The following is a 23,045-nucleotide window of genomic DNA, read 5'->3' as shown; positions in this document are numbered from 1 at the left end:
CGCTATCGTAAGGCATACCATTCCTTATGCTTCAACGGGTTGGCCATTGCACCCAAAATATCGGAAATCACGTTAACAATAATCACCAGCGAACCAATCACCATCACGCCGGCCGATATGGCAGCGTAATCCTGCTGACGAATAGCGTTAATCAGCCAACGTCCAAGACCCGGCCAGCTAAAGACCATCTCGGTGATCATCGCCAGAGTCAGCATGGTCGAAAACTGCAGCCCAAGACGCGGGATGACCGGCGGGAGCGCGTTGTGCAGGACATGACGACGCAGGATCGTCAGGCGAGAGAGTCCCCGCGTGGCAGCCGCTTTGACATAGTTCTGATCAAACACGTCCATGGTGCTCAGGCGCATCAGACGGATGACTTCTGTGGTGGGTGCCACCGCAAGTGTCAGCACCGGCAATACCATATGACGCAGGGCGCTGACGATCATTTCATGACGCCAGACGGAGTCAGACAGCCATGCATCTATAATGGCAAATCCGGTTACCGATTTAACCGTGTAAAGCAGATCAAAGCGGCCCGATACCGGCAGCCAGCCCATCGTCAGCGAGAAGAACATCGTCAGCAACAGCGCCAGCCAGAAGACCGGGATAGAAAAACCGAGCAGGGCGAGGGCGCTGATAAATTTATCCTGCCATTTGTTGCGATAAATCCCCGCCAGCATGCCTACCGGAATACCGACCATCAGGGCGAAGCCGAAGGCCAGAATACAGAGCTCCATCGTGGCCGGAAAAACCTCTTTCAACTGCTCAGAGATAAGCTGTCCGTTGATACTGGAGACGCCAAAATCCCAGTGCAGCAGGCCGTTAAACCAGAACAGCCAGGCATCCCACAGCGACGACCCCTGAAGCGGGGCGTGCGGCGTAAAATAGCTCAGACTGAAGCCAACAAAGGTCAGTAAAAAGAGGGTCACCAGCAGCAACAGGAGTCGACGCAAGGTAAAAATAATCATGGTTTTTTCACCTCTTGTTCTTTTTCGCGGGCAACCCCGGCGAAGGAGGCGTTGCCGAACGGGCTCAACACCAGGCCTTTAATATCGTAACGATAGGCCTGCAGACGCAGGGAAGAGGCCAGCGGCAGCACGGGCAGATCCTGAGCCAGGATCTTTTGTGCTTCATCATAGGCATCAATGCGTGACGAGAGCTGTTGTGACGCCAGTGCTTTTTGCAGTACGGCGTCGAACTCACGGTTACACCAGTGAGCGTAGTTGGTCTGCGAGTTTATTGCCGCGCAGCTCAGTAACGGACGGAAAAAACTGTCCGGGTCGTTACTGTCGGTCGCCCAGCCCGTCAGGGTTAAGTCATGGTTCATGTCCATTAACCGTGCTTCCTGGAAACGCCCCTCAACCGGTACGATGATCACTTTTACCCCTACCTGCGCCATATCGGCCTGCAGCAGCTCGGCGGTTTTCAGCGGGCTTGGGTTCCAGGCCTGAGAGCTGGTCGGCACCCAAAGTTGCAGCGTCAGGTTTTCAGCCCCCAGGGCTTTAAGCTGTTCGCGCGCTTTTGCGGGATTGTATTCGGTGATTTTGGCTTCACCGTCATACGCCCACGAAGCGCGCGGTAAAATAGAGGCAGCGGTTTCCGCGGTGCCGTAATAAATCGACTGCATCAGACGCTGGTTGTTAATGGCCAGCGCAAGCGCGTGACGGACGGCCGGGTTATTCAGCGGCGGCTTATCGGTGTTAAAGGCGAGGTAGGCAATGTTCATGCCCGGGCGCAGCGTCAGACGCAGGCGCGGATCGTCACGTAAAATGGTGAGCTGACTGGCGGCAGGCCAGGCCAGCACGTCGCATTCGCCGGTCAGCAGTTTCGACAGTCTTCCCGTTCCGCCAGAACCCAGGTCGACCACTACCTGCGGCATCAGCGGCGTGCCGCGCCAGAAGTGCTCATGGCGCTGCAGACGAATGTATTGCCCGGCGCGGTATTCGGCCAGCTGGAACGGACCGGTGCCCACTGGCTGGCGGTCAAGCAGCTCCTGACGATCCTGCTTGTTCAGCTTTGCCGCGTACTCAGCAGACATGACGGACGCATAGTGGGTGGCCAGATGCCAGAGGAAAGAGGCATCCGGGCGCGTCAGAGAAAATTCGACCGTCCGGTTATCCAGTTTACGCACGCTTTTAACGGTGTCGGCAAACTGCAGGCTGTCGAAATAGGGGAAATTCCCCCCGTTGACGTTATGCCACGGATGATTGCGGTTGAAGATCCGCTGGAACGTAAAGACCACATCGTCTGCATTCAGTTTGCGCGTAGGGGTAAACCACGGCGTATGCTGAAACGCAACGTCATCACGCAGACGGAAACGGTAGGTTGCGCCGTTGTCCAGCACTTCCCAGCTTTCCGCCAGTTCAGGAACCAGACGGTAGGTGTACGGATCAACATCAAGCAGACGATCATAAAGCTGAGCGGCAAGGGTATCCACAATCAGGCCGCTGCCCGCTTTCTGCGGGTTGAAGGTATCAACCTGGCCGCTGACGCAGTAGACGAAGCCGCTGTCACGAATATCAGGCTGCTCAGCCAGCTCGGGTGCAGCGAAGGCCTGGCTACTGAACAGACTGAGTGCAAAAAAGGACGATAAGACCAGACGCATAATTTTTAAGGTATTGTATGTTAAGTGGCTATCTTACTAATATTAAACGAAATTATCCAGTGTCGTTTATCCCTGAGGGCATCCTGGGGGCAGTAGCGCTTGCAGTCGCTCATTCAGCATACCAACCTGATCGGCGTTCATACCGACTCTCCACTTTGAATATACCTCATTAACCATCTTAGCATTTTCATGCCCTGTCTGACTCGCGATAAACGAAGGATTCGCCCCGACAGACCGTATGCGGTTAGCAACTGCGTGCGTGATTGGCTGATGGAACTCACGGCAGACATCTTCCTGTTACCTCGCGATGCGATATTGAGTGGGCAATAAAACCCCATAATAAAGTGCGCGCTGTTTATCTTGTGCAAGCAGGATGCGATAGCGTGAATTATTATTGAGGCGATGCATTATAATAAGAAATATTCACTAAACGTATTCTTGTTTAATTAATGGTTGCGTTGCGAGTAACGTTGATTTATATACTGCTCCTCTGATTCTGCAATTTGGCAGGGCGAAAGGAAAAAAGAATAAAATGAATCGTCATAACATCTAAGAAAATTACAGTTTTCTGTTGGGGCATACCGATCGGCACTGCACCTGGTTGTCTGCTTTTTTATATTTATTGTTAAATCTTTTTCATCATGAACGTCTCGCGTCTTTCTCATGGCATGAGAATTGACCAAAACATCAGAGGGTTAGGGGTGATTGAACCTTTGGGGCTAATTAAGAATTTTGCACGCGTTCGCACACGCATATTCGTGACGATTGCGTTTTTCTCATCGGTCATAAATATACTGATGCTGGCGCCATCTATTTATATGTTGCAGGTTTACGATCGCGCGCTGTCATCCGGGAATACCACAACGCTTTTTATGTTGACGCTGCTGGTGTTATTTATGTTTGCCGTCATGGCACTCCTTGATTACGCGCGTGGCATCGTTATCATCCGATTGGGTAATCAATTTGATAATGCGCTTTCGCCTGCACTCTATACCGCTGCATGTGAAAGTAATCTCGTTAAGCACAGCCCGAATGCCGGGCAGGCTATCAGCGACCTCACCGTTATACGCCAGTTTGTTACCGGCCCGGCGTTATTTGCGGTTTTTGATTCCATTTGGTTTCCCGTGTATCTCGGCGTTATTTTCCTTTTTAACACGTGGCTCGGGGTGTTCTCGCTTTCAGGCGCATGTCTGCTGCTGGCCCTGGCGTTTATCAACGAAAAAACGACGCGTCAGCTTTTGAATGAAGCCGGGGGGTATTCCTTGATCTCAAACCACCAGGCTAACAGCTCCTTACAATCTGCCGAGACGCTGCATGCCCTGGGGATGACTGACAACGTTAAGGCGCGCTGGTGGCGTGGACACCAACAGTTCCTTTATTGCCAGAGCGCGGCCAGTGAACGCGCTGTATTAATGTCTGCCGTCACCAAAACCGTACGTATGGCGCTTCAGTCCCTGATGTTGGGGCTGGGCTGCTGGCTGGCGATTCTGGGAGACATCTCGCCGGGTATGATGATCGCGGGGTCAATTTTGCTCGGAAGAGCGCTGTCACCGGTGGAACAACTCATCAGCGTGGCGAAAGGCTACCGGTCAGCTCGTCTGGCATGGGAACGCGTGGTTCGTCTGACGGGAGACTTTCCCCCGGCGCAGGAGAGCATTCGCCTGCCGGCAGCGCAGGGAGTGCTCACGGTGGAAAATGTCACCGTTTTCCCCCCGGGAAACCCCCGGCAGCCCATATTGCAAAACATCACTCTGCGGGTAAACCCGGGTGAGGTGCTGGGAATTGTGGGAGCCAGCGCATCGGGGAAATCCTGTCTCGCCAGAGTGTTGTGCGGTGTCTGGCCTGCCGGAGAGGGGGATGTCAGGCTGGATGGGGCGGATATTTATCAGTGGCAGAAGCAGAAGCCGGGTCCCGGAATTGGCTACTTGCCGCAGGACGTTACGCTTTTCACGGGAACCCTCGCTGAGAATATTGCCCAGTTTGGTGAGATTGATTCAACACAACTGATCGCCACGGCAAAGATGGCCGGGATCCACGACATGATTTTGCGTATGCCTGACGGGTATAACACCCTGACCGGCGAGCAGGGTATGGCCCTGTCGGGTGGGCAAAAACAGCGCATTGGCCTGGCCCGGGCGCTGTACGGCAATCCGGCACTGGTGATCCTTGATGAGCCCAACGCTCACCTCGATGAATCCGGTGAGCAGGCTTTGCAGCAGGTTATCCGGCAGCTCCGGCAGCAGAAAAAAAGCGTCGTCATCATTTCTCATCGTCCGGGAATATTGCCGCTGACCAGCCATCTGCTCGTCCTCGAAGGCGGAAAAACCAAGCTTTATGGCCCAACGGCACAACTCTTACAGCAGTCAACTCGCCCGGTAAATAAGACAAACAGCGTCCCTGCTGAACAAGGAAAAGCCCATGCATAATAGTGATGCGCAGAAGACGCCCCTTGTTGACGTCGTTCCGTTTGTCCGCCTTGGCTGGGTAGTGTTGCTGGCAGGTCTGGGATCTTTCTTGCTCTGGGCGGCACTGGCGCCGCTGGATAAAGGTGTTGTTTCCACCGGAACCGTGGTGGTGGACGGCTACCGTAAGGCCGTACAGGCACCCACAGGCGGTGTGGTGACAAGCATCGCCGTCAAAGAGGGGCAGACGGTACATAAAGGCGACCTGCTGGTGCTGCTCAGCCAGCAATCGACGCTCGCCCAACTCTCCGCTGCGCGCCAGCATTATCTGACGTCGCTCATTGCTGAAAGCCGCCTGCAGTCTGAGCTGGCGGGCATGCAAACGCTGACCTTACCCCCTGAGACAGAAGACGAAGCCCTGCGGGATGCGCTCGAGCCCATTGTGGTTCAGCAACGCCAGCTTATGCATGCCCGGCAGGAAGCGCTGAAAAATGCTCAGGAAAACGATGCTCAGGCCATCGCTGGGCTGGCACGTCAGCGCGATTCGCTTGCCAGAACCTGCGAGACGAAAGCGCAAGGGCTTGCGTTGTTAAATCGTCAACTCAAAGACCTGAAGCCGCTGATGGAAGAGGGCTATTTCCCCCGTAACCGCTTCCTCGATATCCAGGTGCAATCGGCGTCTCTGGCGGGCGAGGTGGGTGAAACCCGCAGCAAAATCGTAGAGTTAGGGAATCAGATCGCCCAGCTCAAACGCGGCATGCAGCAGCGGTTGATTGACAACCGGAAAGATATAGAAACGCAAATTGACCAGCTTCGCCTGCAGGTCAGCGAGAGCAAAAAACAGCTGACGCTCTCCGGTGTCGATCTCTCCCTGACCCGCGTCGTCGCACCGCAGGATGGCGTGGTAATGAACCTCGCGCTTGCCAGCGACAGGGCGGTGGTGAGTGCCGGAGAGCAGCTACTGGAAATTGTCCCGCAGGCCTCCCCCCTGATTATCGACTCGCAGATTGACGTCGCCCTGATCGATAAAGTCCATAAGGGCATGCCCGTTACCCTGATGTTTACCGCCTTCAACCAGCAAAGCACGCCGAAAATTCCGGCCCGGGTAGCGCTGGTGTCCGCGGATCGCCAGACCGATCCCACGACTCAGCAGCCGTACTACAAGATTCAGATCGCCGTTACGCCAGAGGGGATGAAAAAGCTGAAGAGCGAGGAGGTTAAACCGGGCATGCCAGTAGAGGTCTTTATAAAAGCCGGAGAGCGCTCGTTGTTGAGCTATCTGTTGAAACCCATCATGGATCGTGCGTCGCGGTCGTTCATCGAGGAGTAATGATGTTTACCGCAAAATTCATACCTGTTTTGTACCTGCTCTCGCTGATGACGTCCTTTTCAGCAGCTGCGCTGACACTGACCCAGGGCTGGTTCATGGCGCTGGACAACGATCCGCAGTACCGCGCTGCTGTGAAGGATCAGCTTGCCGGAGAAGAGTACATCCCCATTGGTCGCGCCGGGTTACTGCCAAAAGTCAGCGTTAGTTACCAGCGCGCAACGCGTAACTGGCAGCGGCAGCAGTACCAGCAGACAAATTTGTTGGGGGAGCGTTCTGAGGTGGTGCAGCATCAACAATATGACAGTTATTCGGGATCGGTTACCGTTGTTCAGCCGCTGTTTGATTATGATGCCTACGCGGGATATCGCATCGGCATCATCAAAAAAATGCAGTCTGATGAACGCTACCGAAGCAGTCTGATTGATCTGCAAAACCGTTTCATTACCGCCTGGCTGGATCTTACCGAGGCGCATCAACGGCTTCAGCTTGCGGCTCTTCATCGTCAGGGGCTGGAAGAGCAGAAAAAGCAGGCTCAGCGACAGTTTGAGGCCGGTGAGGGCGCAGTAACGGATGTCACAGAGACCGCCTCTGCGCTCAGTCTGGCGATTGCGGATGAGGTGGAGGCGCGCGATACGCTGGATACGGCTAACGTTGCGCTATCGGCGATCGTGGGCATGGATCTTTCGCAGACGGCAGCGCTGCCGATACTCGGTGAAAAGCCGCTTAAGCTGCCGCTGGCATCAGGAGACTATCGATACTGGGAACAAAAGGCGGCCGCGCATAATCCCGATATCCTTTCTGCCGGACATAGCGTGGAAGAAAAACGCTATGAAATTGAACGCAGCCGCGCTGGTGCGCTTCCCCGGGTACAGCTTTACGCGATGCATTCGGAGAACGACTCAAGCAACGACAATACCATTCACCAGAAATATCGTACCGACAGCATAGGTTTGCGCGTCAGCATGGATCTGTTCTCCGGGGGCGGCGTTTCCGCCTCCATTCGTCAGGCGGCGGCCCGCTATGAGCAGGCAAAATATCTTCATGATGCACAGCGGCTGGCGACCTACAGCGAAATTAAAAAATCCTTAAATAAATGCCTCCATGCGTCAGAGCGCCTGGCTGCCTATGCTTCCGCGGTGGAGGCCGCCAGGCGACAAATTGAAGCGACGAAAAAAAGCATTCAGGCCGGTCAGCGCATGAATATCGATTTATTAAATGCAGAACAATCTTTCTATAAAACCAAAGTTGAGCTTACTGCAGAAAAACATGCTGTCATTAAGGCATGGGTCAGTTTGCTCGCGCAGACGGGCGAAATAAACAATGATAACGTTATGTTACTTGATTCGTATTTTGCTCAATGATTGTTGATAATAAACAGAGGGACGACTATGCCTGTATTCGATTATCAGGGCGAGAAAAACACGCAGCTTATTAAGGATGCACTGACCATTGAAAGTATCAATTTTGGTGCAGCCACGTATGCTGATTATACCTATACAGAAGAAAATGGCTGGAAAGTATTAGACGGGACAACGCTTAACTACAGCGGCTGTACTAATCCCTATGGTGCTTTTTATGGCGAAAGTCTTCTTGAAACCAGCGCCGAATGCAACGTTATGGGAAAATATGACGCCAATGGCAAGCTGGTCAATATAGGCATTAGCTTCTGGGGGACGGGCACTTACGCCAGCGCGCCTTCACTTCAGCATACCATCAATACCGCGATGGATACCGTCAGCGACGTATTGTCGGCACTGGTCGACGGCTATGCGAATAACTATGTTCTCAACGCGTATAAAAACCTCATGAGTTCGGTGGCCGCGTTTGCCACGGCAAATGGCCTGACCGGGAATGACATCATCATTACCGGACATAGTCTTGGCGGACTGGCCGTGAATAGCATGGCAACTCTGTCCGCACAGGGCCAGTGGGGGGGGTTCTTTGAGGACGCGAGCTACGTCGCATTTGCCTCCCCGACCCAGAACCTGGCCGACGATAAAGTGCTTAATATCGGTTATGAGAACGATCCGGTGTTTCGTGTGTTAACGGGTCATAGCCTGACGCTGGACAGTTTCTTTAACCACGACACGCCGCTTGAAACCTGCACCAATAACATCGTCTCCTTTAATGATTACTATGCTGGCCTGACCAACGATTGTAAGTTCTTTTCGATTGCGAATATGGCGTCATGGGCCGGGCACTCCGGTCAGGGCTATACGGACGGTGCATTACGAATTATGGATTCTGAAATCTATGATTTCACCCATCAAAACTCCAACATTATTGTTTCTAATCTTTCTGAAGCCTACCGTTCGACGACCTGGGTTTCGGATCTCAATAAATCCGTAACGCATGTGGGGTCGACATTTATTATTGGTACCGAAACGAACGATTTATTGCAAGGCGGGAAGGGTAACGATTATCTCTGCGGTGGCGGGGGAGATGACAGTTTTAAAGATCACAGTGGCTACAATGTTATTTATGGTGGCGCAGGTACTAACACCTACGTAACGGAATGTAATATCGCCGATTTCAATTTTAGTCACGATGCAGAAGGAACGCTGTACTTTAAGTATTCCACCGGGGATATTACCCGGGCGGAAGATATCCATTACGTTAATGCTGACCACACATTATTCAGTCTGTTTGGTATTAACATTAACCAGAACGCGACATGGCAGGTAACAGATTATGGGTTAGAAGGTGATAGTGGCTCCATCGCGTATGCGAAAAGCTATTACGCCGATACGGAGAACAGCTTTACTATCTCGACCGCCAGTAATGACAGCTGGTTCTATTCAGGAGCCAACGACAGTGAGATCAGCGTAAACGGTAACAATAACAATGTGGTTTCCGGGTATGCCGATGACGCCATTCACCTCAACGGCAGCGAAAATACGCTTCTCTTCTATGGTGATTTTGGTCATGACACGATCTATAACCTCTCCGCCAGCGACAGCCTGATCTTTATGGCTAACCAGAACATTGCCGATAATGACAGCTATCTCAACCATCTGTCGTTTGACGGTGATAATGCGTTACTCACCTGGGGTGACAGCAGCGTCACGCTGGTCGGTGTTAATAACGATATGCTTTCGCAGATGCATATTGCGGTAGCATAAGTCTTATCCCCGCGGGACCCTCGCGGGGATACGTTACTTCTGAATGTCTCTGCCAACACAGCCCTGACAGTCAGCGCATCTGATGCTTTTTGAGCAATGCCCTTAACTGGTGGTAGGTCAGCCCCAGCAGTTCAGCCGCCCCTTTCTGATTATATTTCGCTAACTTCAGGCTCTGCTCCAGCAGCTGTTGTTCCTGCTTATGCTGGAACTGACGCAAATCAACAGGGAGTGAAGGCCCATCGTCCGGGCTCGCCGGCGCGGTAACAGAGGGCGCGTTACGCTGAAAAGGATCGAGAATAATGTTATCCAGTTCCGTGTCACTGCTGCCGTGACGGTAGACAGAGCGTTCGACGACGTTCTTCAGTTCACGAATATTTCCCGGCCAGGGATAATTGAGCAGCGTCTCCTGGGCATTATCGCTAAACCCCGGGAAAAGCGGCAGACCGAGCTCACGGCACATCTGAATGGCAAACTGTTCTGCCAGCAGCATGATGTCACTGCGCCGCTCACGCAGCGGCGGAAGCTGGACGACATCAAAAGCAAGGCGGTCAAGCAGGTCGGCGCGAAATTTATCCTCCGCCACCATTTCTGGCAGGTTGGCATTCGTCGCACAGACCAGACGAACGTTGACCTGCAGCGGCTGACTGCCGCCGACGCGTTCCAGTTCGCCGTACTCAATGACGCGCAGTAATTTTTCCTGGACCAGCATTGGCGCGGTGGCCAGTTCGTCGAGGAACAACGTGCCACCATCGGCGCGCTCAAAACGACCCGGATGGCGTTTTTGCGCGCCGGTAAACGCGCCCGCTTCATGCCCAAACAGCTCAGTATCGAGAAGGTTTTCATTCAGCGCGGCACAGTTGAGTGAAATGAACGGGCCATCCCAGCGCCCGGACAGATAGTGGAGTCGGTTGGCAATCAGCTCCTTACCCGTACCGCGTTCACCGATAATCAGCACCGGCTTATTGAGCGGGGCGAGGCGCGAAACCTGCTCCAGGACTTCGAGAAAGCTGTTGGCTTCACCGAGTAAATTGTCTTTATATCCAGCCATGATGAAATTAACCACTCCTTAGCGAGATTCACTAGGTGAGCTTAGTTCTATGATGGGTAGAAATCAATCACATTTAATAAAATCAATAAGATAAAAAGTTGGCATGGGAATTGTATTATCTGTACAGCAGGGCACCGCCCGATAACAGAAATGTGAGGATTGAATTATGGGTATTTTTTCTCGTTTTGCCGACATCGTGAACGCCAACATCAACTCGCTGCTTGAAAAAGCGGAGGATCCGCAGAAGCTGGTGCGTCTGATGATTCAGGAAATGGAAGATACGCTGGTTGAAGTTCGCTCTACCTCCGCCCGTGCGCTGGCGGAGAAAAAACAGTTAACCCGCCGTATTGAGCAGGCTACCGCCCAGCTTAACGAATGGCAGGAAAAAGCCGAACTGGCGCTGCGTAAAGATAAAGAAGATCTGGCCCGTGCCGCACTGATTGAGAAACAGAAACTGGCGGACATGGTCACCGCGCTGGAACATGAAGTGACGCTGGTGGACGACACGCTCACCCGTATGAAAAAAGAGATTGGCGAGCTTGAGAACAAGCTGAGCGAAACCCGTGCGCGTCAGCAGGCATTGACACTGCGTCACCAGGCGGCAAACTCTTCCCGCGATGTACGCCGTCAGCTGGACAGCGGCAAGCTTGATGAAGCAATGGCGCGTTTTGAGTCCTTTGAACGTCGTATCGATCAGATGGAAGCGGAAGCGGAAAGCCACAGCATCGGTAAGCAAAAATCGCTCGATCAGCAGTTCGCCGACCTGAAAGCCGACGATGAAATCAGCGAGCAGCTTGCGGCCCTGAAAGCCAAAATGAAGCAGGACAATCAATAATAATTTATGCGGCACCTGAGCGTGCCGCCACGCATCGTACGACAAGGAGTACACATGAGCGCGCTTTTTCTGGCTATTCCCCTGACCATTTTCGTGCTGTTTGTTCTGCCGATCTGGTTATGGCTGCACTACAGCAACCGTTCTTCACGGGACTCGCTTTCCCAGAGTGAGCAACAACGTCTGGTTCAGCTGTCCGATCAGGCGAATAAGATGCGTGAACGCATTCAGGCGCTGGAAGATATCCTGGATGCGGAACATCCGAAGTGGAGGGAGCGTTAATGTCTGGACTGAATTTGAATAAAAAATTGTGGCGGATCCCACAGCAGGGCATGGTTCGCGGCGTCTGTGCGGGGCTTGCCCACTATCTGGATGTACCCGTTAAGCTGGTGCGCGTGGTAACGGTGTTATCGATTTTCTTCGGTCTGGCGTTTATCACGCTGGTGGCATACATCGTTCTGTCGTTTGTGCTTGATCCTATGCCGGAAGGCGAACTGGCTGCAGAAGGGGCACCACGTAGTGGCGATATTCTCAACCAGGTGGATGCTGAACTGGCCGCAGGTGAAAGGCGCCTTCGCGAAATGGAACGCTACGTGACATCTGACACCTTTACGCTGAGAAGTCGTTTTCGTCAGCTTTAAGAGAGAGCTTTAATGAATAAAAACTGGCAACAGGCCGGTCAGAAGGTAAAACCCGGCCTGAAAATCGCAGGTAAACTGGTCCTGCTGACGGCATTACGCTATGGCCCGGCAGGGATGGCTGGCTGGGCAATAAAATCTGTTGCCCGTAAGCCGGTGAGAATGCTGCTGGCCGTGGCGCTGGAGCCGCTGCTGCAAAAACTGGCAAAACGCGTTTCACGCCGATACCTCTCCTGATCCTCATGTGTGCGTCAGCCTTTTTTTGAGAGAAAGGCTGACGTCATTTCTGTGCATTTTCTCCGTTTCCCTCCTTTCTTTGCGGCAGCTCACATTACTGCGTAGCGCCGCGTTGAGATCGCGTTTTTATGCGCTCAGGTCCGTTGACAGATATTTTTCATGGGAGTAGATTGCCTTTCGTGGGACCGCTACCATGGAAAATAAAGTGAACGCGAAAATTAAAAGTTTAATTAGTCTTGTTTACGGTGATTCGTTTTCTGAGATGCAACTGGAAAGTTTGTCAGAGAAAATCTCCAGTGCTGCTAACGTTATTAGTGAAAAGCGTAAATCCGGCTGGGATGAAAAAGATGTCGTCCTGATTACCTATGCCGATCAGTTTTACAATGAAGGGGAGAACGCGCTGCCTGTTTTTACCCGTTTTTATAACAGATGGCTTTCTCGTTCATTTTCTCATGTGCATCTTTTACCTTTTTACCCGTGGTCTTCTGATGACGGCTTTTCCGTTATTGATTATCATGACGTCGCGCCAGAAACCGGTACATGGCGAGACGTTGCCGAATTAAAGCAATTCACCAGTTTAATGTTTGACTTTGTTTGCAACCATATGTCAGCGAAAAGCCAATGGTTTGCTCATTATCTTGCGCAAAAGCCGGGTTATGAAGATTTTTTTATTTCCGTCGATCCGCAAACTGATTTATCTGCTGTGACTCGCCCCCGCGCATTACCCCTCCTGACACCTTTCACCCTTGATGATGGCAGCGTCCGGTATCTGTGGACAACCTTCAGCGATGACCAGGTTGACCTCAATTTTGCCTCTCCTCAGGTGTTGATCGCGATGGTAGATGTACTTCTCCATTACCTGGTAGAAGGGGCGCGCTATATCCGCCTTGATGCAGTTGGTTTTATGTGGAAGATCCCCGGAACACGCTGCATCCATCTTGAACAAACGCACCGATTGATTCAGCTCTTCCGCGCCATTACTGACGCTGTGGCACCGGGTACTGTGATCATCACTGAGACCAATGTCCCGCATAACGACAACGTTTCTTACTTTGGTGACGGTGAAAATGAAGCGCAGATGGTGTATCAGTTCTCGTTACCACCGCTGGTTCTGCATGCCGTTCATCGTCAGGATGTCCGGGCACTTTGTCAGTGGGCTTCATCGCTGGAACTGCCGTCAAAGCAAACCACCTGGTTTAACTTTTTGGCTTCGCACGACGGGATCGGACTTAATCCGTTACGCGGAATTTTACCTGAATCGGAAATTCTGTCGCTGGTAGAAACACTCCAGCAGGAAGGCGCGCTGGTTAACTGGAAAAATAACCCTGACGGAACGCGCAGCCCGTATGAAATCAATGTGACTTACCTCGATGCATTAAGTTATCAGGACTGTGAGGATAGTCTGCGCATAGCCCGTTTTATATTGGCTCATGCAGTACTGTTGAGTTTTCCGGGTGTGCCTGCAATCTATATTCAGAGCATCATTGGCTCCCGCAATGATTATGATGGGGTGGAACGGTTAGGGTATAACAGGGCAATAAACCGTAAGAAATACTGTGCCGGAGAAATTGACGGCGAGCTTCAAGATAAAAATGGCCTGCGTAATAAGGTTTATTGCCAGTTAAGCGCATTAATAGCATTACGACGACAAGAGAAAGCATTCCATCCAGACAGTGAGGCATTCTTCGAAACCTCAGGTGAACATGTTTTTAAAATAGTTCGCATTGCGGATGATGGCGAGAGAATTACCGCACTGTTTAATTTCAGCAATGATATTCAATGCGTCTTTTTTAATCGTCAGTCAGGAAAGGATTTAATAACAGGAATCAATATTAGTGATATGACTCTGACCCTTAATCCATGGCAGGTGATGTGGATTAAAGAAAACTAAAAAAGGACCTAAAAATGAAAATGCCGGGAATTGTGCTGATACCAGCACTGGTTTCGTGCGCCCTGTTATCAGGCTGCAAGGACGACACACAATCTTCTGTGACCATCGAGTTTATGCATTCATCGGTTGAACAGGAGCGCCAGGCCGTCATTACGAAACTGATTGAGAAATTCGAGAAAGAGAATCCGTCCATCACGGTGAAACAGGTACCGGTCGAAGAGGACGCATACAACACCAAGGTGATAACCCTGGCCCGAACCGGCGCTCTGCCGGAAGTGATTGAGGTCAGCCATGACTATGCAAAAGTGATGGATAAGGAGCAGTTACTGGATCGCAAGGCCATTGGAGAAGCCATTAAAGCGGTTGGTGAAAACACCTTCTACGAGGGCATTCTCCGTGTTGTTCGCACGGAAGACGGCGCAGCGTGGACGGGTGTGCCAATTAGCGCCTGGCTGTCAGGTGTCTGGTACCACAAAGATGTTCTCGCTGCGGCGGGTATTAAAGAGCCGCATAACTGGGCACAGCTGCTGAAAGCCAGTCAGATGCTCAACGACCCGGCTAAAAAACACTACGGTATTGCGCTTCCTACTGCTGAAAGTGTCATGACCGAGCAAGCGTTCTCCCAGTTTGCGCTCTCAGGTGGAGCCAATGTCTTCGACGCGCAGGGCAACATCCAGATTGATACGCCGGCCATGTCAAACGCACTGGCGTTTTATAAAGAGCTGGCGAAGAACACGATGCCAGGCTCGAACGATGTCATGGAGATCAAAGACGCGTTCATGAACGGCTCCGCGCCAATGGCGGTTTACTCCACCTATATTCTGCCTGCCGTGTTTAAAGAAGGGGATCCTGCCAACCTGGGCTTCGTGGTTCCAACGGAAAAATCGTCTGCCGTTTACGGCATGGTGACATCGCTGACGATCACAACCGGCCAGACTGAAGAAGAAACCAAAGCCGCTGAGAAATTTGTGACCTGGATGGAGCAGGCTCAAAACGCGTCGGACTGGGTCATGATGTCTCCGGGGGCGGCGTTACCGGTGAACAAACTGGTGGTGGATACCGAGAGCTGGAAAAACAACGAGGTCATCAAAGCCTTTGGTCAACTTCCTTATGAGCTGATCGCACAGTTCCCGAATGTGCAGGTATTTGGCGCCGTGGGCGACAAAAACTTTACCCGCATGGGCGACGTGACGGGTTCCGGCATCATCAGTTCGATGGTGCATAACGTGACGGTAGGTCAGCAAGACCTCAACACCACGTTAAGCAGCAGCCAGAAACGCCTGACTGACCTGGTTTCACAACGATAGGAGCGCTTCTGCGGAAGGGAATTATGAAGACGTTGTTTTCTGGTCGTTCAGATATGCCTTTCGCCATGCTGCTGTTGGCCCCCAGCCTGATTATGCTGGGGGGCCTTGTGGCCTGGCCAATGATTTCCAACATTGAAATCAGTTTCTTACGCTTGCCGCTCAACCCGCGCATTAGCGCGGTGTTTGTTGGGCTGGATAACTACATCCGTATTTTGAGTGATGCAGCGTTCTGGCACTCCCTGTGGATGACCTTCTGGTATACGGCCCTGGTGGTGATAGGTAGCACGGGTCTAGGGCTGGCTGTCGCCATCTTCTTTAACCGGGAGTTTCGGCTGCGCAAAACGGCGCGTTCGCTGGTGATTTTGTCTTACGTCACGCCGTCTATTTCACTGGTGTTTGCCTGGAAGTACATGTTCAACAACGGCTACGGCATCGTGAACTACCTGGGGGTAGACCTGCTGCATCTGTATGACCAGGCACCGCTGTGGTTCGACAACCCCGGCAGCAGCTTTGCGCTGGTGGTGCTGTTCGCCATCTGGCGCTACTTCCCGTATGCGTTTATCTCGTTTCTCGCGATCTTACAAACGATTGATAAATCGTTATACGAAGCCGCAGAAATGGATGGCGCGAATGGCTGGCAACGTTTTCGCATCGTCACGCTGCCCGCGATTATGCCGGTGCTGGCCACGGTCATCACGCTGCGAACCATCTGGATGTTCTACATGTTTGCGGACGTGTATCTGCTGACCACTAAGGTCGATATTTTGGGCGTCTATCTCTACAAAACGGCCTTCGCCTTTAACGATCTGGGTAAAGCTGCGGCTATCTCAGTGGTGCTGTTTGTGATCATTTTCGCCGTCATTCTGCTGACCAGAAAAAGGGTAAACCTCAATGGCAACAAATAAACGCATACTGGGTCGTATTGGCTTTTATCTGGGGTTGGCGGCGTTCCTGATTATCACGTTGTTCCCGTTTTTCGTGATGCTGATGACCTCCTTTAAAAGCGCCAGAGAGGCGATATCGCTGCATCCGACCATTTTGCCGCAGGAGTGGACGTTACAGCATTACATCGACATCTTTAACCCGCTGATTTTCCCGTTTGTGGATTACTTCCGTAACAGCATGGTGGTGTCACTGACTTCGTCGATCGTTGCGGTGTTTCTCGGCACACTGGGGGCTTACGCCTTATCCAAACTGCGTTTTAAAGGGCGCACGACGATCAATGCCAGCTTTTACACCGTCTACATGTTCTCAGGGATATTGCTGGTGGTGCCGCTGTTCAAAATCATTACCGCGCTCGGCATCTATGACACCGAACTGGCGCTGATTATCACCATGGTGACTCAGACGTTACCCACGGCGGTCTTTATGCTGCGCAGCTATTTCGACACCATCCCGGACGAAATAGAAGAAGCCGCGATGATGGACGGCCTTAACCGCCTGCAAATCATCTTTCGCATCACCGTACCATTGGCCATCTCCGGTCTGGTGTCGGTCTTTGTCTATTGCTTCATGGTGGCGTGGAACGACTATCTGTTTGCCTCCATTTTCCTGTCCAGTGCCGGCAACTTCACCTTGCCGGTAGGGCTGAACACGCTTTTCAGTACGCCAGATTACATCTGGGGCCGCATGATGGCGGCATCGCTGGTGACGGCACTGCCGGTGGTCATCATGTATGCGCTGTCTGAACGTTTTATTAAAAGTGGTTTGACCGCCGGTGGCGTTAAGGGCTGAGGCGGCCAATTTTAACAAGGAGTGAGTCATGAAGAAGTTAGTTGCGACAGCGCCGCGTGTAGCAGCACTGGTTGAATATGAAGATCGTCCTGTAGCCGCGCATGAAGTGAAAATTCGCGCCCGCTTTGGCGCACCGAAACACGGCACCGAAGTGGTGGATTTCAGGGCGGCGAGTCCGTTTATCGACGAAGAGTTTAACCCGGACTGGCAGCTGTTTACGCCGCGTGAAGAGGGTACGGCCCGCGGGATCGAGTTCGGCACATTCCAGCTCGGGAACATGATCGTCGGAGACATCATTGAATGTGGCGCTGAGGTGACGGAATACCGTGTCGGAGACCGCGTTTGCTGTTATGGACCGCTACAGGAAACGGTCATTGTGAATGCCGTCAATAACTACAAATTGCGCAAAATGCCTCAGGGTGCCTCCTGGAAAAATGCCGTCTGCTACGACCCGGCACAATTCGCAATGAGCGGCGTACGTGACGCCAATGTGCGGGTAGGGGATTTCGTCGTCGTCGTTGGGCTTGGCGCGATTGGTCAGATAGCCATCCAGCTGGCAAAGAAAGCCGGTGCGTCAATCGTTATCGGTGTCGACCCTATCGCGCACCGATGCGACATCGCCCGTCGCCATGGGGCAGACCACTGTCTGGATCCGATTGGCACGGATGTGGGTCTGGAAATCAAAAAACTGACCGGCAAGCAGGGCGCGGATGTGATTATCGAAACCAGTGGCTTTGCTGATGCGCTGCAGTCTGCGCTGCGCGGACTCGCTTACGGCGGCACCATCTCATACGTGGCCTTTGCGAAACCGTTCGCGGAAGGCTTTAACCTCGGCCGCGAAGCGCATTTCAATAACGCGAAAATTGTCTTCTCCCGCGCCTGCAGTGAGCCCAATCCTGATTATCCACGCTGGAACCGTAAGCGTATCGAAGAGACCTGCTGGGAATTGCTGATGAACGGCTATCTCAATTGCGAAGATTTAATCGACCCGGTCGTAACGTTTACCACCAGCGCTGAGAGCTACATGACCTATGTCGATCAGCATCCTGAACTGAGTATCAAAATGGGCGTCACGTTCTGAGCTAAGGAGAGCATGAAAATGAAAATCGCAACGCAAAACCAGGCCTTTTTCCCGGCTGATATCCTGGCAAAATTCCAGTACATCAAAGCCATGGGCTTTGATGGGTATGAGATAGACGGCAAGCTGCTGGTGGAGAACCTTGAAGAGGTTAAAGCGGCCATTAAGGCTACGGGGCTGCCAGTTACCACGGCCTGCGGCGGGTACGATGGCTGGATTGGTGACTTCATCGAAGAGCGTCGCCTGAACGGATTAACGCAGATCGAACGCATCCTTGAAGCGTTAGCAGAGGTGGGCGGTAAAGGAATCGTGGTTCCTGCCGCCTGGGGGATGTTTACCTTCCGCCTGCCGCCGATGACCTCACCGCGTAGCCTTGAAGGAGACCGCAAGGCGGTGAGCGCCTCGCTGCGCTGGCTGGATGAGGTGGCGGCGCGTACTGGCACCACCGTTTACCTGGAGCCGCTGAACCGCTATCAGGATCACATGATCAACACCCTCGCGGATGCACGTCGTTACATCGAAGAGAGTGGGCTGAAACATGTGCAGATTATCGGCGATTTCTATCATATGAATATTGAAGAAGACTCGCTGGCAGATGCGCTGCACCAAAACCGCGACCTGCTGGGCCATGTGCATATTGCCGATAACCATCGCTATCAACCGGGAAGCGGCTCTCTTGATTTTGCCGCTCTGTTCGACCAGTTGCGTGCCGATCGTTATCAGGGCTACGTAGTCTACGAGTGCCGCGTCCGCGCTGACGATCCTGCGCAGGCCTATCAGGACTCACTCACTTATTTGCGTGAATGCTAAGGATGACCAGCGTGATGAGTGCTTTAACACCTTCGCCTCTGCGTGTCGCCATTATTGGTGCCGGGCAGGTCGCGGACAACGTACATGCCTCGTATTATTCCACGCGCAGCGATGTTCAGATGGTGGCTGTCATGGACAGCCACCTTGAACAGGCTCAGGCGTTTGCTGAACGCCACGCTATTCCTTCGGCATGGCAGGACGTGCATGAAATGCTGCAGGCAGTTAAACCTGATGTGGTGAGCGTCTGTTCGCCCAATCGCTTTCATTTTGAACATGTGATGGCAGCCCTGGAAGCCGGTTGCCATGTTATGTGCGAAAAACCCCCGGCCATGACACCACAAGAGGCTGAGCTAATGCGGATTGCGGCCCGAACGGCGGGAAAGGTGCTGGCCTATGATTTTCACCACCGCTTTGCACGTGATACGCAACTGCTGCGCGAGGCGGTAATAAACGGGACGTTGGGGGAGATCTACTTTACCACGGCACAGGCGTTACGCCGCTGCGGTGTACCCGGCTGGGGTGTATTCACCAACAAAGCACTGCAGGGCGGGGGACCGCTGATTGATATTGGCATTCATATGCTTGATGCCGCGATGTATGTGCTGGGTTTCCCGGCGGTAAAACGCGTGACGGCGCACAGCTTTCAAAAACTGGGTACCCGGAAAAACAGCGGCCAGTTTGGGGAGTGGGATCCTGCGCAGTTTACCGTTGAGGATGCTCTGTTTGGCACGATTGAATTCTGCAATGGCGGCATTCTGCGTCTGGATACCTCCTTTGCGCTCAATATCCGTGAGCAGTCCATCATGAATGTCGCCTTTTGCGGTGAAAAAGCCGGAGCAACGCTGTTCCCGGCCCATATCTACAACGATGAGGGCGGTATGTTGCAGACGCTCACCCTGCGCGAAGAGGCAGACGATCGGCGGCATTTACGCAGCATGGATGCGTTTGTTCGTCACGTGATGGGAGAGCCGGTGATGATTGCCGATGCCGAACAAGGGCTGGTGATCCAGCAACTGGTCGCCGCACTGTACGAGGCAGCAGAAAAAGGGGAAAGCGTAACGTTATGCTGAACCTGTCTGTATTAAACGATCCGGGTTTTAGCCCTCACAGCCTCAATAAATACGCGTCAATCATGGCCTGCGGCAACGGCTATGTGGGCATACGTGCGGCGCATGAGGAAAACTACACGCAGCAGACCCGGGGAATGTATCTTGCCGGGCTTTATCATCGTGCTGGTCGTAATGAGACCAACGAGCTGATCAATGTGCCTGACATCATCGGCATGGATATCGAACTGGACGGCATCAATTTCACCTTGCTGTCAGGGGAGATTATTGACTGGCAGCGGGAACTGGATTTTGCCAATGGCGAACTGCGTCGTCGCGTAGTGTGGCGCTCGCGAGACGGAAAGCGCTACCGTGTGGAAAGCCGCCGTTTTGTCTCACTGGATCAACTGCCGTTGGTGGCAATGCAGCTCTCCGTCACTCCGCTGGATGCCTCATCAGACGTTATGCTGAGCACGGGGATTGATGCGACGCAAACCAACAGCGGCCGTCAGCATCTGGATGAAATCTCGGTAAGAGTCTTTGACCAGCACTACATGCAGGGCGTGTATGAAACGCAGGATCGCGCTGCGGATGTGGTGATATCGGCATGCTGTCGTCTCTCAACCACCAGCGACAGCTGCTTTACCGCGAAAAACCGGCGTATCACGGTTCATCACGCCGTGAAGGTTGCTCAGGGTGACACTGTCACGCTTGAGAAACTGGTCTGGGTGACGCATCGCAGCAATAAAGCGCTTTCCCAGGACACCTTTGCCCGCAATGCGCTGTCTGAGTTCAAGGTCTGTGCCACTAGAGGATATGCTGCGTTACTCGAACGCTCTGCGTGTGCCTGGAAAAAGGTCTGGCATGACTGCCGGGTGGACGTCACGTCGACGGAGCATCAGGATCAGCTGGCGCTGGATTACGCGGTCTGGCATCTCACGGCCATGACGCCTGCCCATGATGAACGGAGCAGTATTGCGGCTAAAGGCCTGACCGGGGAGGGCTATAAAGGCCACGTCTTCTGGGATACCGAAATTTTCCTGCTGCCTTTCCATCTCTTTACCCGACCCGAGGTTGCCCGTCGTCTGCTGCGCTACCGCTGGCTTAACCTGCCGGGGGCACGGGAAAAAGCGCGTCGTAACGGCTGGCCTGGCGCCCTGTTCCCCTGGGAGAGTGCCGCGAGCGGTCAGGAAGAGACGCCGGAATTCGCGGCGATCAACATCCGCACGGGCGTTCGTCAGAAAGTGGCCTCCGCGCTGGCTGAACATCATATCGTGGCGGATATTGCGTGGGCGGTTGTCGCCTACTGGCAGGCAACACACGATGACGCCTTTATGCGCAATGAAGGCCTGACGCTGCTGATGGAAACCGCGTCGTTCTGGATGGGACGCGCGACGGAAGTTGGCGACCGTCTGGAGATCCATGACGTAATTGGGCCGGATGAGTACACGGAGCACGTGAACAACAACGCGTATACCAACTATCTGGCCTGGCACAATGTCGCCAGTGCCTGCCGGTTTATGTCGATGTTTGCGCGTGAAGACGGGCGATTTACGCAAAACGCGGAACGGTTCCTGGCGCGCTTATGGGTGCCTGAGGCAAACACCGACGGGGTCATACCGCAGGATGACACCTTTATGTCCAAACCCGCGATCGATCTGAGCCGCTATAAAGCGAAAGCGGGTAAGCAGACCATCCTGCTGGATTACTCGCGCGCCGAAGTGAACGAGATGCAAATCCTTAAACAGGCCGACGTGGTAATGCTTAACTACCTGTTGCCGGAACGCTTTACGCCGCAGCAGTGCGCGGCCAACCTGGCATTCTATGAGCCGCGCACTATTCATGACTCATCCCTGAGCAAAGCCATCCATGGGATTGTGAAAGCGCGTTGTGGTGATACAGAAGGGGCTTACGCCTTCTGGCGTGATGGCATTGCCATCGATCTGGGCGACGATCCACACAGCAGTGATGACGGTATTCATGCTGCCGCAACGGGCGCGATCTGGTCAGGCGTTATTCAGGGATTTGCCGGTCTGCAGATCGTCGACGGGAAGTTACATCTGGCACCCAGGATGCCTGCGCACTGGCAAAGGCTGACGTTTCCGCTGCGCTGGCGGAATGTACAACTGCATTTCACCGTCACGCATGACGCGCTAACAATCACTACCTCCGCACCCGTCACGCTGACGCTGTGGGGGAAAACCATTCAGACTGCGGGGCGACAGGTATGTTCCAGAGCGAATTTTCTTACGTCTGTTACTGGGACCGCTACCACGGAGGGAAGGGATGGATCTTAAAGCTGTTGTATTCGATCTGGATGGGGTGATTACCGACACCGCACACCTGCATTTTCTGGCCTGGCGCGCCGTCGCGAAGGAGGTCGGGATCACCATTGATGAGGCCTTCAATGAAACGCTGAAAGGGATTAGCCGCATGGATTCCCTGCAGCGGATCCTGCGTCACGGTGGCAAAGAAGACGCGTTCGACGAAAAGCAGCGCCTGGCGCTTGCGTGTAAAAAAAACGCGCTTTATGTCCAGTCGCTGGCTTCGCTTACGCAAGCGTCACTGCTTCCGGGCATTCGTGAGGTGCTGGCCGACATACGCGCGGCAGACGTCAAAATTGGGCTGGCATCTGTTTCACTCAACGCTCCCGGTATTTTGCACGCGTTGGGGATCCACTGGGCGTTTGATTTCTGTGCCGATGCGTCCCGCATTGCCCGCTCCAAACCGGACCCGGAAATCTTCCTTGCCGCCTGCACGGGTCTTAACGTCCGCCCGGAGGAGGCTATCGGGATTGAGGATGCCGCCTCCGGCGTTGAGGCGATCAACGCCGCAGGGATGTTGTCGGTGGGAATAGGGGCAGGCCTCAACCATGCGGGACTTCAACTTCATTCAACGCGGGAGCTGACCTGGAAATGCCTGACCGATTTCTGGGCTTCCCGGACGGTACTGATAAGGAATTAAG

At 53.2% G+C, this 23,045-nt stretch carries 20 protein-coding genes; 17 read left to right on the top strand and 3 right to left on the bottom strand.

Annotated elements, in window-relative coordinates:
• Window positions 1-2: 2 nt before the first annotated feature.
• Window positions 3-968, bottom strand: a complete 966-nt coding sequence (sapB, locus tag EKN38_RS14225) for a putrescine export ABC transporter permease SapB (protein ID WP_014832146.1) — start codon at window positions 966-968, stop codon at window positions 3-5.
• Window positions 965-2,605 (bottom strand): ABC transporter substrate-binding protein SapA, encoded by a 1,641-nt coding sequence (gene sapA, locus EKN38_RS14220; RefSeq protein WP_014832145.1) that lies wholly within the window; start codon window positions 2,603-2,605, stop codon window positions 965-967. The genes sapB and sapA overlap by 4 nt, the downstream gene beginning before the upstream one ends.
• Window positions 2,606-3,273: 668 nt before the next feature.
• On the opposite strand from sapA, the gene EKN38_RS14215 reads away from it, so the two are divergent.
• Genes EKN38_RS14215 through EKN38_RS14200 form a run of 4 tightly spaced genes read left to right on the top strand, consistent with a single transcriptional unit; the run spans window position 3,274 to window position 9,459 of the window.
• Entirely contained in the window at window positions 3,274-5,031 is a 1,758-nt protein-coding gene (locus EKN38_RS14215) for a type I secretion system permease/ATPase (RefSeq protein ID WP_260480559.1), read from the top strand.
• On the top strand, window positions 5,024-6,337 hold the full coding sequence (locus EKN38_RS14210; RefSeq protein ID WP_014832143.1) for an HlyD family type I secretion periplasmic adaptor subunit: 1,314 nt from the start codon (window positions 5,024-5,026) through the stop codon (window positions 6,335-6,337). Before EKN38_RS14215 ends, EKN38_RS14210 begins: the two co-directional genes overlap by 8 nt.
• Complete coding sequence (locus EKN38_RS14205; RefSeq protein ID WP_126522259.1) at window positions 6,337-7,698, top strand: TolC family outer membrane protein; 1,362 nt, start codon at window positions 6,337-6,339, stop codon at window positions 7,696-7,698. The genes EKN38_RS14210 and EKN38_RS14205 overlap by 1 nt, the downstream gene beginning before the upstream one ends.
• Before the next feature lie 27 nt (window positions 7,699-7,725).
• A complete protein-coding gene (locus EKN38_RS14200; RefSeq protein WP_014832141.1) occupies window positions 7,726-9,459 on the top strand; it encodes a lipase in 1,734 nt (577 codons plus the stop codon).
• 70 nt (window positions 9,460-9,529) lie between these two features.
• Here EKN38_RS14200 and pspF read toward each other — a convergent pair whose 3' ends face one another.
• On the bottom strand, window positions 9,530-10,507 hold the full coding sequence (pspF, locus tag EKN38_RS14195; protein ID WP_014832140.1) for a phage shock protein operon transcriptional activator: 978 nt from the start codon (window positions 10,505-10,507) through the stop codon (window positions 9,530-9,532).
• A 166-nt stretch (window positions 10,508-10,673) separates the two neighbouring features.
• Between pspF and pspA the strand changes: the two genes are divergently transcribed.
• From pspA to pgmB, 13 genes are all read left to right on the top strand, one after another.
• Entirely contained in the window at window positions 10,674-11,342 is a 669-nt protein-coding gene (pspA, locus tag EKN38_RS14190) for a phage shock protein PspA (protein WP_013096403.1), read from the top strand.
• A 54-nt stretch (window positions 11,343-11,396) separates the two neighbouring features.
• On the top strand, window positions 11,397-11,621 hold the full coding sequence (pspB, locus tag EKN38_RS14185; protein ID WP_014832139.1) for an envelope stress response membrane protein PspB: 225 nt from the start codon (window positions 11,397-11,399) through the stop codon (window positions 11,619-11,621).
• The gene (gene pspC, locus EKN38_RS14180) at window positions 11,621-11,980 is read left to right on the top strand and encodes an envelope stress response membrane protein PspC (RefSeq protein ID WP_014832138.1); all 360 of its coding nucleotides are present in this window, start codon (window positions 11,621-11,623) and stop codon (window positions 11,978-11,980) included. The genes pspB and pspC overlap by 1 nt, the downstream gene beginning before the upstream one ends.
• 12 nt (window positions 11,981-11,992) lie before the next feature.
• Entirely contained in the window at window positions 11,993-12,214 is a 222-nt protein-coding gene (gene pspD, locus EKN38_RS14175; RefSeq protein ID WP_014832137.1) for a phage shock protein PspD, read from the top strand.
• Window positions 12,215-12,407: 193 nt separating this feature from the next.
• Window positions 12,408-14,105 (top strand): alpha-amylase family glycosyl hydrolase, encoded by a 1,698-nt coding sequence (locus tag EKN38_RS14170; RefSeq protein WP_043951641.1) that lies wholly within the window; start codon window positions 12,408-12,410, stop codon window positions 14,103-14,105.
• Window positions 14,106-14,119: 14 nt separating this feature from the next.
• The gene (locus tag EKN38_RS14165) at window positions 14,120-15,412 is read left to right on the top strand and encodes an ABC transporter substrate-binding protein (protein ID WP_014832135.1); all 1,293 of its coding nucleotides are present in this window, start codon (window positions 14,120-14,122) and stop codon (window positions 15,410-15,412) included.
• Between the two features lie 23 nt (window positions 15,413-15,435).
• Window positions 15,436-16,317 carry a carbohydrate ABC transporter permease gene (locus EKN38_RS14160; RefSeq protein ID WP_014832134.1) on the top strand — a complete coding sequence of 294 codons (882 nt, stop codon included), beginning with the start codon at window positions 15,436-15,438 and terminating at the stop codon, window positions 16,315-16,317.
• Complete coding sequence (locus tag EKN38_RS14155; RefSeq protein WP_014832133.1) at window positions 16,304-17,146, top strand: carbohydrate ABC transporter permease; 843 nt, start codon at window positions 16,304-16,306, stop codon at window positions 17,144-17,146. Before EKN38_RS14160 ends, EKN38_RS14155 begins: the two co-directional genes overlap by 14 nt.
• A gap of 28 nt (window positions 17,147-17,174) precedes the next feature.
• Entirely contained in the window at window positions 17,175-18,227 is a 1,053-nt protein-coding gene (locus tag EKN38_RS14150; protein ID WP_014832132.1) for a zinc-dependent alcohol dehydrogenase, read from the top strand.
• A gap of 18 nt (window positions 18,228-18,245) precedes the next feature.
• Window positions 18,246-19,034 carry a sugar phosphate isomerase/epimerase family protein gene (locus tag EKN38_RS14145; protein ID WP_014832131.1) on the top strand — a complete coding sequence of 263 codons (789 nt, stop codon included), beginning with the start codon at window positions 18,246-18,248 and terminating at the stop codon, window positions 19,032-19,034.
• A gap of 11 nt (window positions 19,035-19,045) precedes the next feature.
• Window positions 19,046-20,104, top strand: coding sequence for a Gfo/Idh/MocA family protein (locus tag EKN38_RS14140; RefSeq protein ID WP_126522257.1), 1,059 nt, complete (start codon window positions 19,046-19,048; stop codon window positions 20,102-20,104).
• Entirely contained in the window at window positions 20,098-22,377 is a 2,280-nt protein-coding gene (locus tag EKN38_RS14135) for a glycoside hydrolase family 65 protein (RefSeq protein WP_014832129.1), read from the top strand. The genes EKN38_RS14140 and EKN38_RS14135 overlap by 7 nt, the downstream gene beginning before the upstream one ends.
• Complete coding sequence (pgmB, locus tag EKN38_RS14130) at window positions 22,367-23,044, top strand: beta-phosphoglucomutase (RefSeq protein ID WP_014832128.1); 678 nt, start codon at window positions 22,367-22,369, stop codon at window positions 23,042-23,044. The genes EKN38_RS14135 and pgmB overlap by 11 nt, the downstream gene beginning before the upstream one ends.
• Window position 23,045 lies beyond the last annotated feature (1 nt).

Source organism: Enterobacter sp. WCHEn045836, assembly GCF_003965585.1.
Taxonomy (GTDB): Bacteria; Pseudomonadota; Gammaproteobacteria; order Enterobacterales; family Enterobacteriaceae; genus Enterobacter; species Enterobacter dissolvens.
The sequence above is the reverse complement of the archived record's forward strand: the minus strand, read 5'-3'. Positions and strand labels throughout refer to the sequence as shown.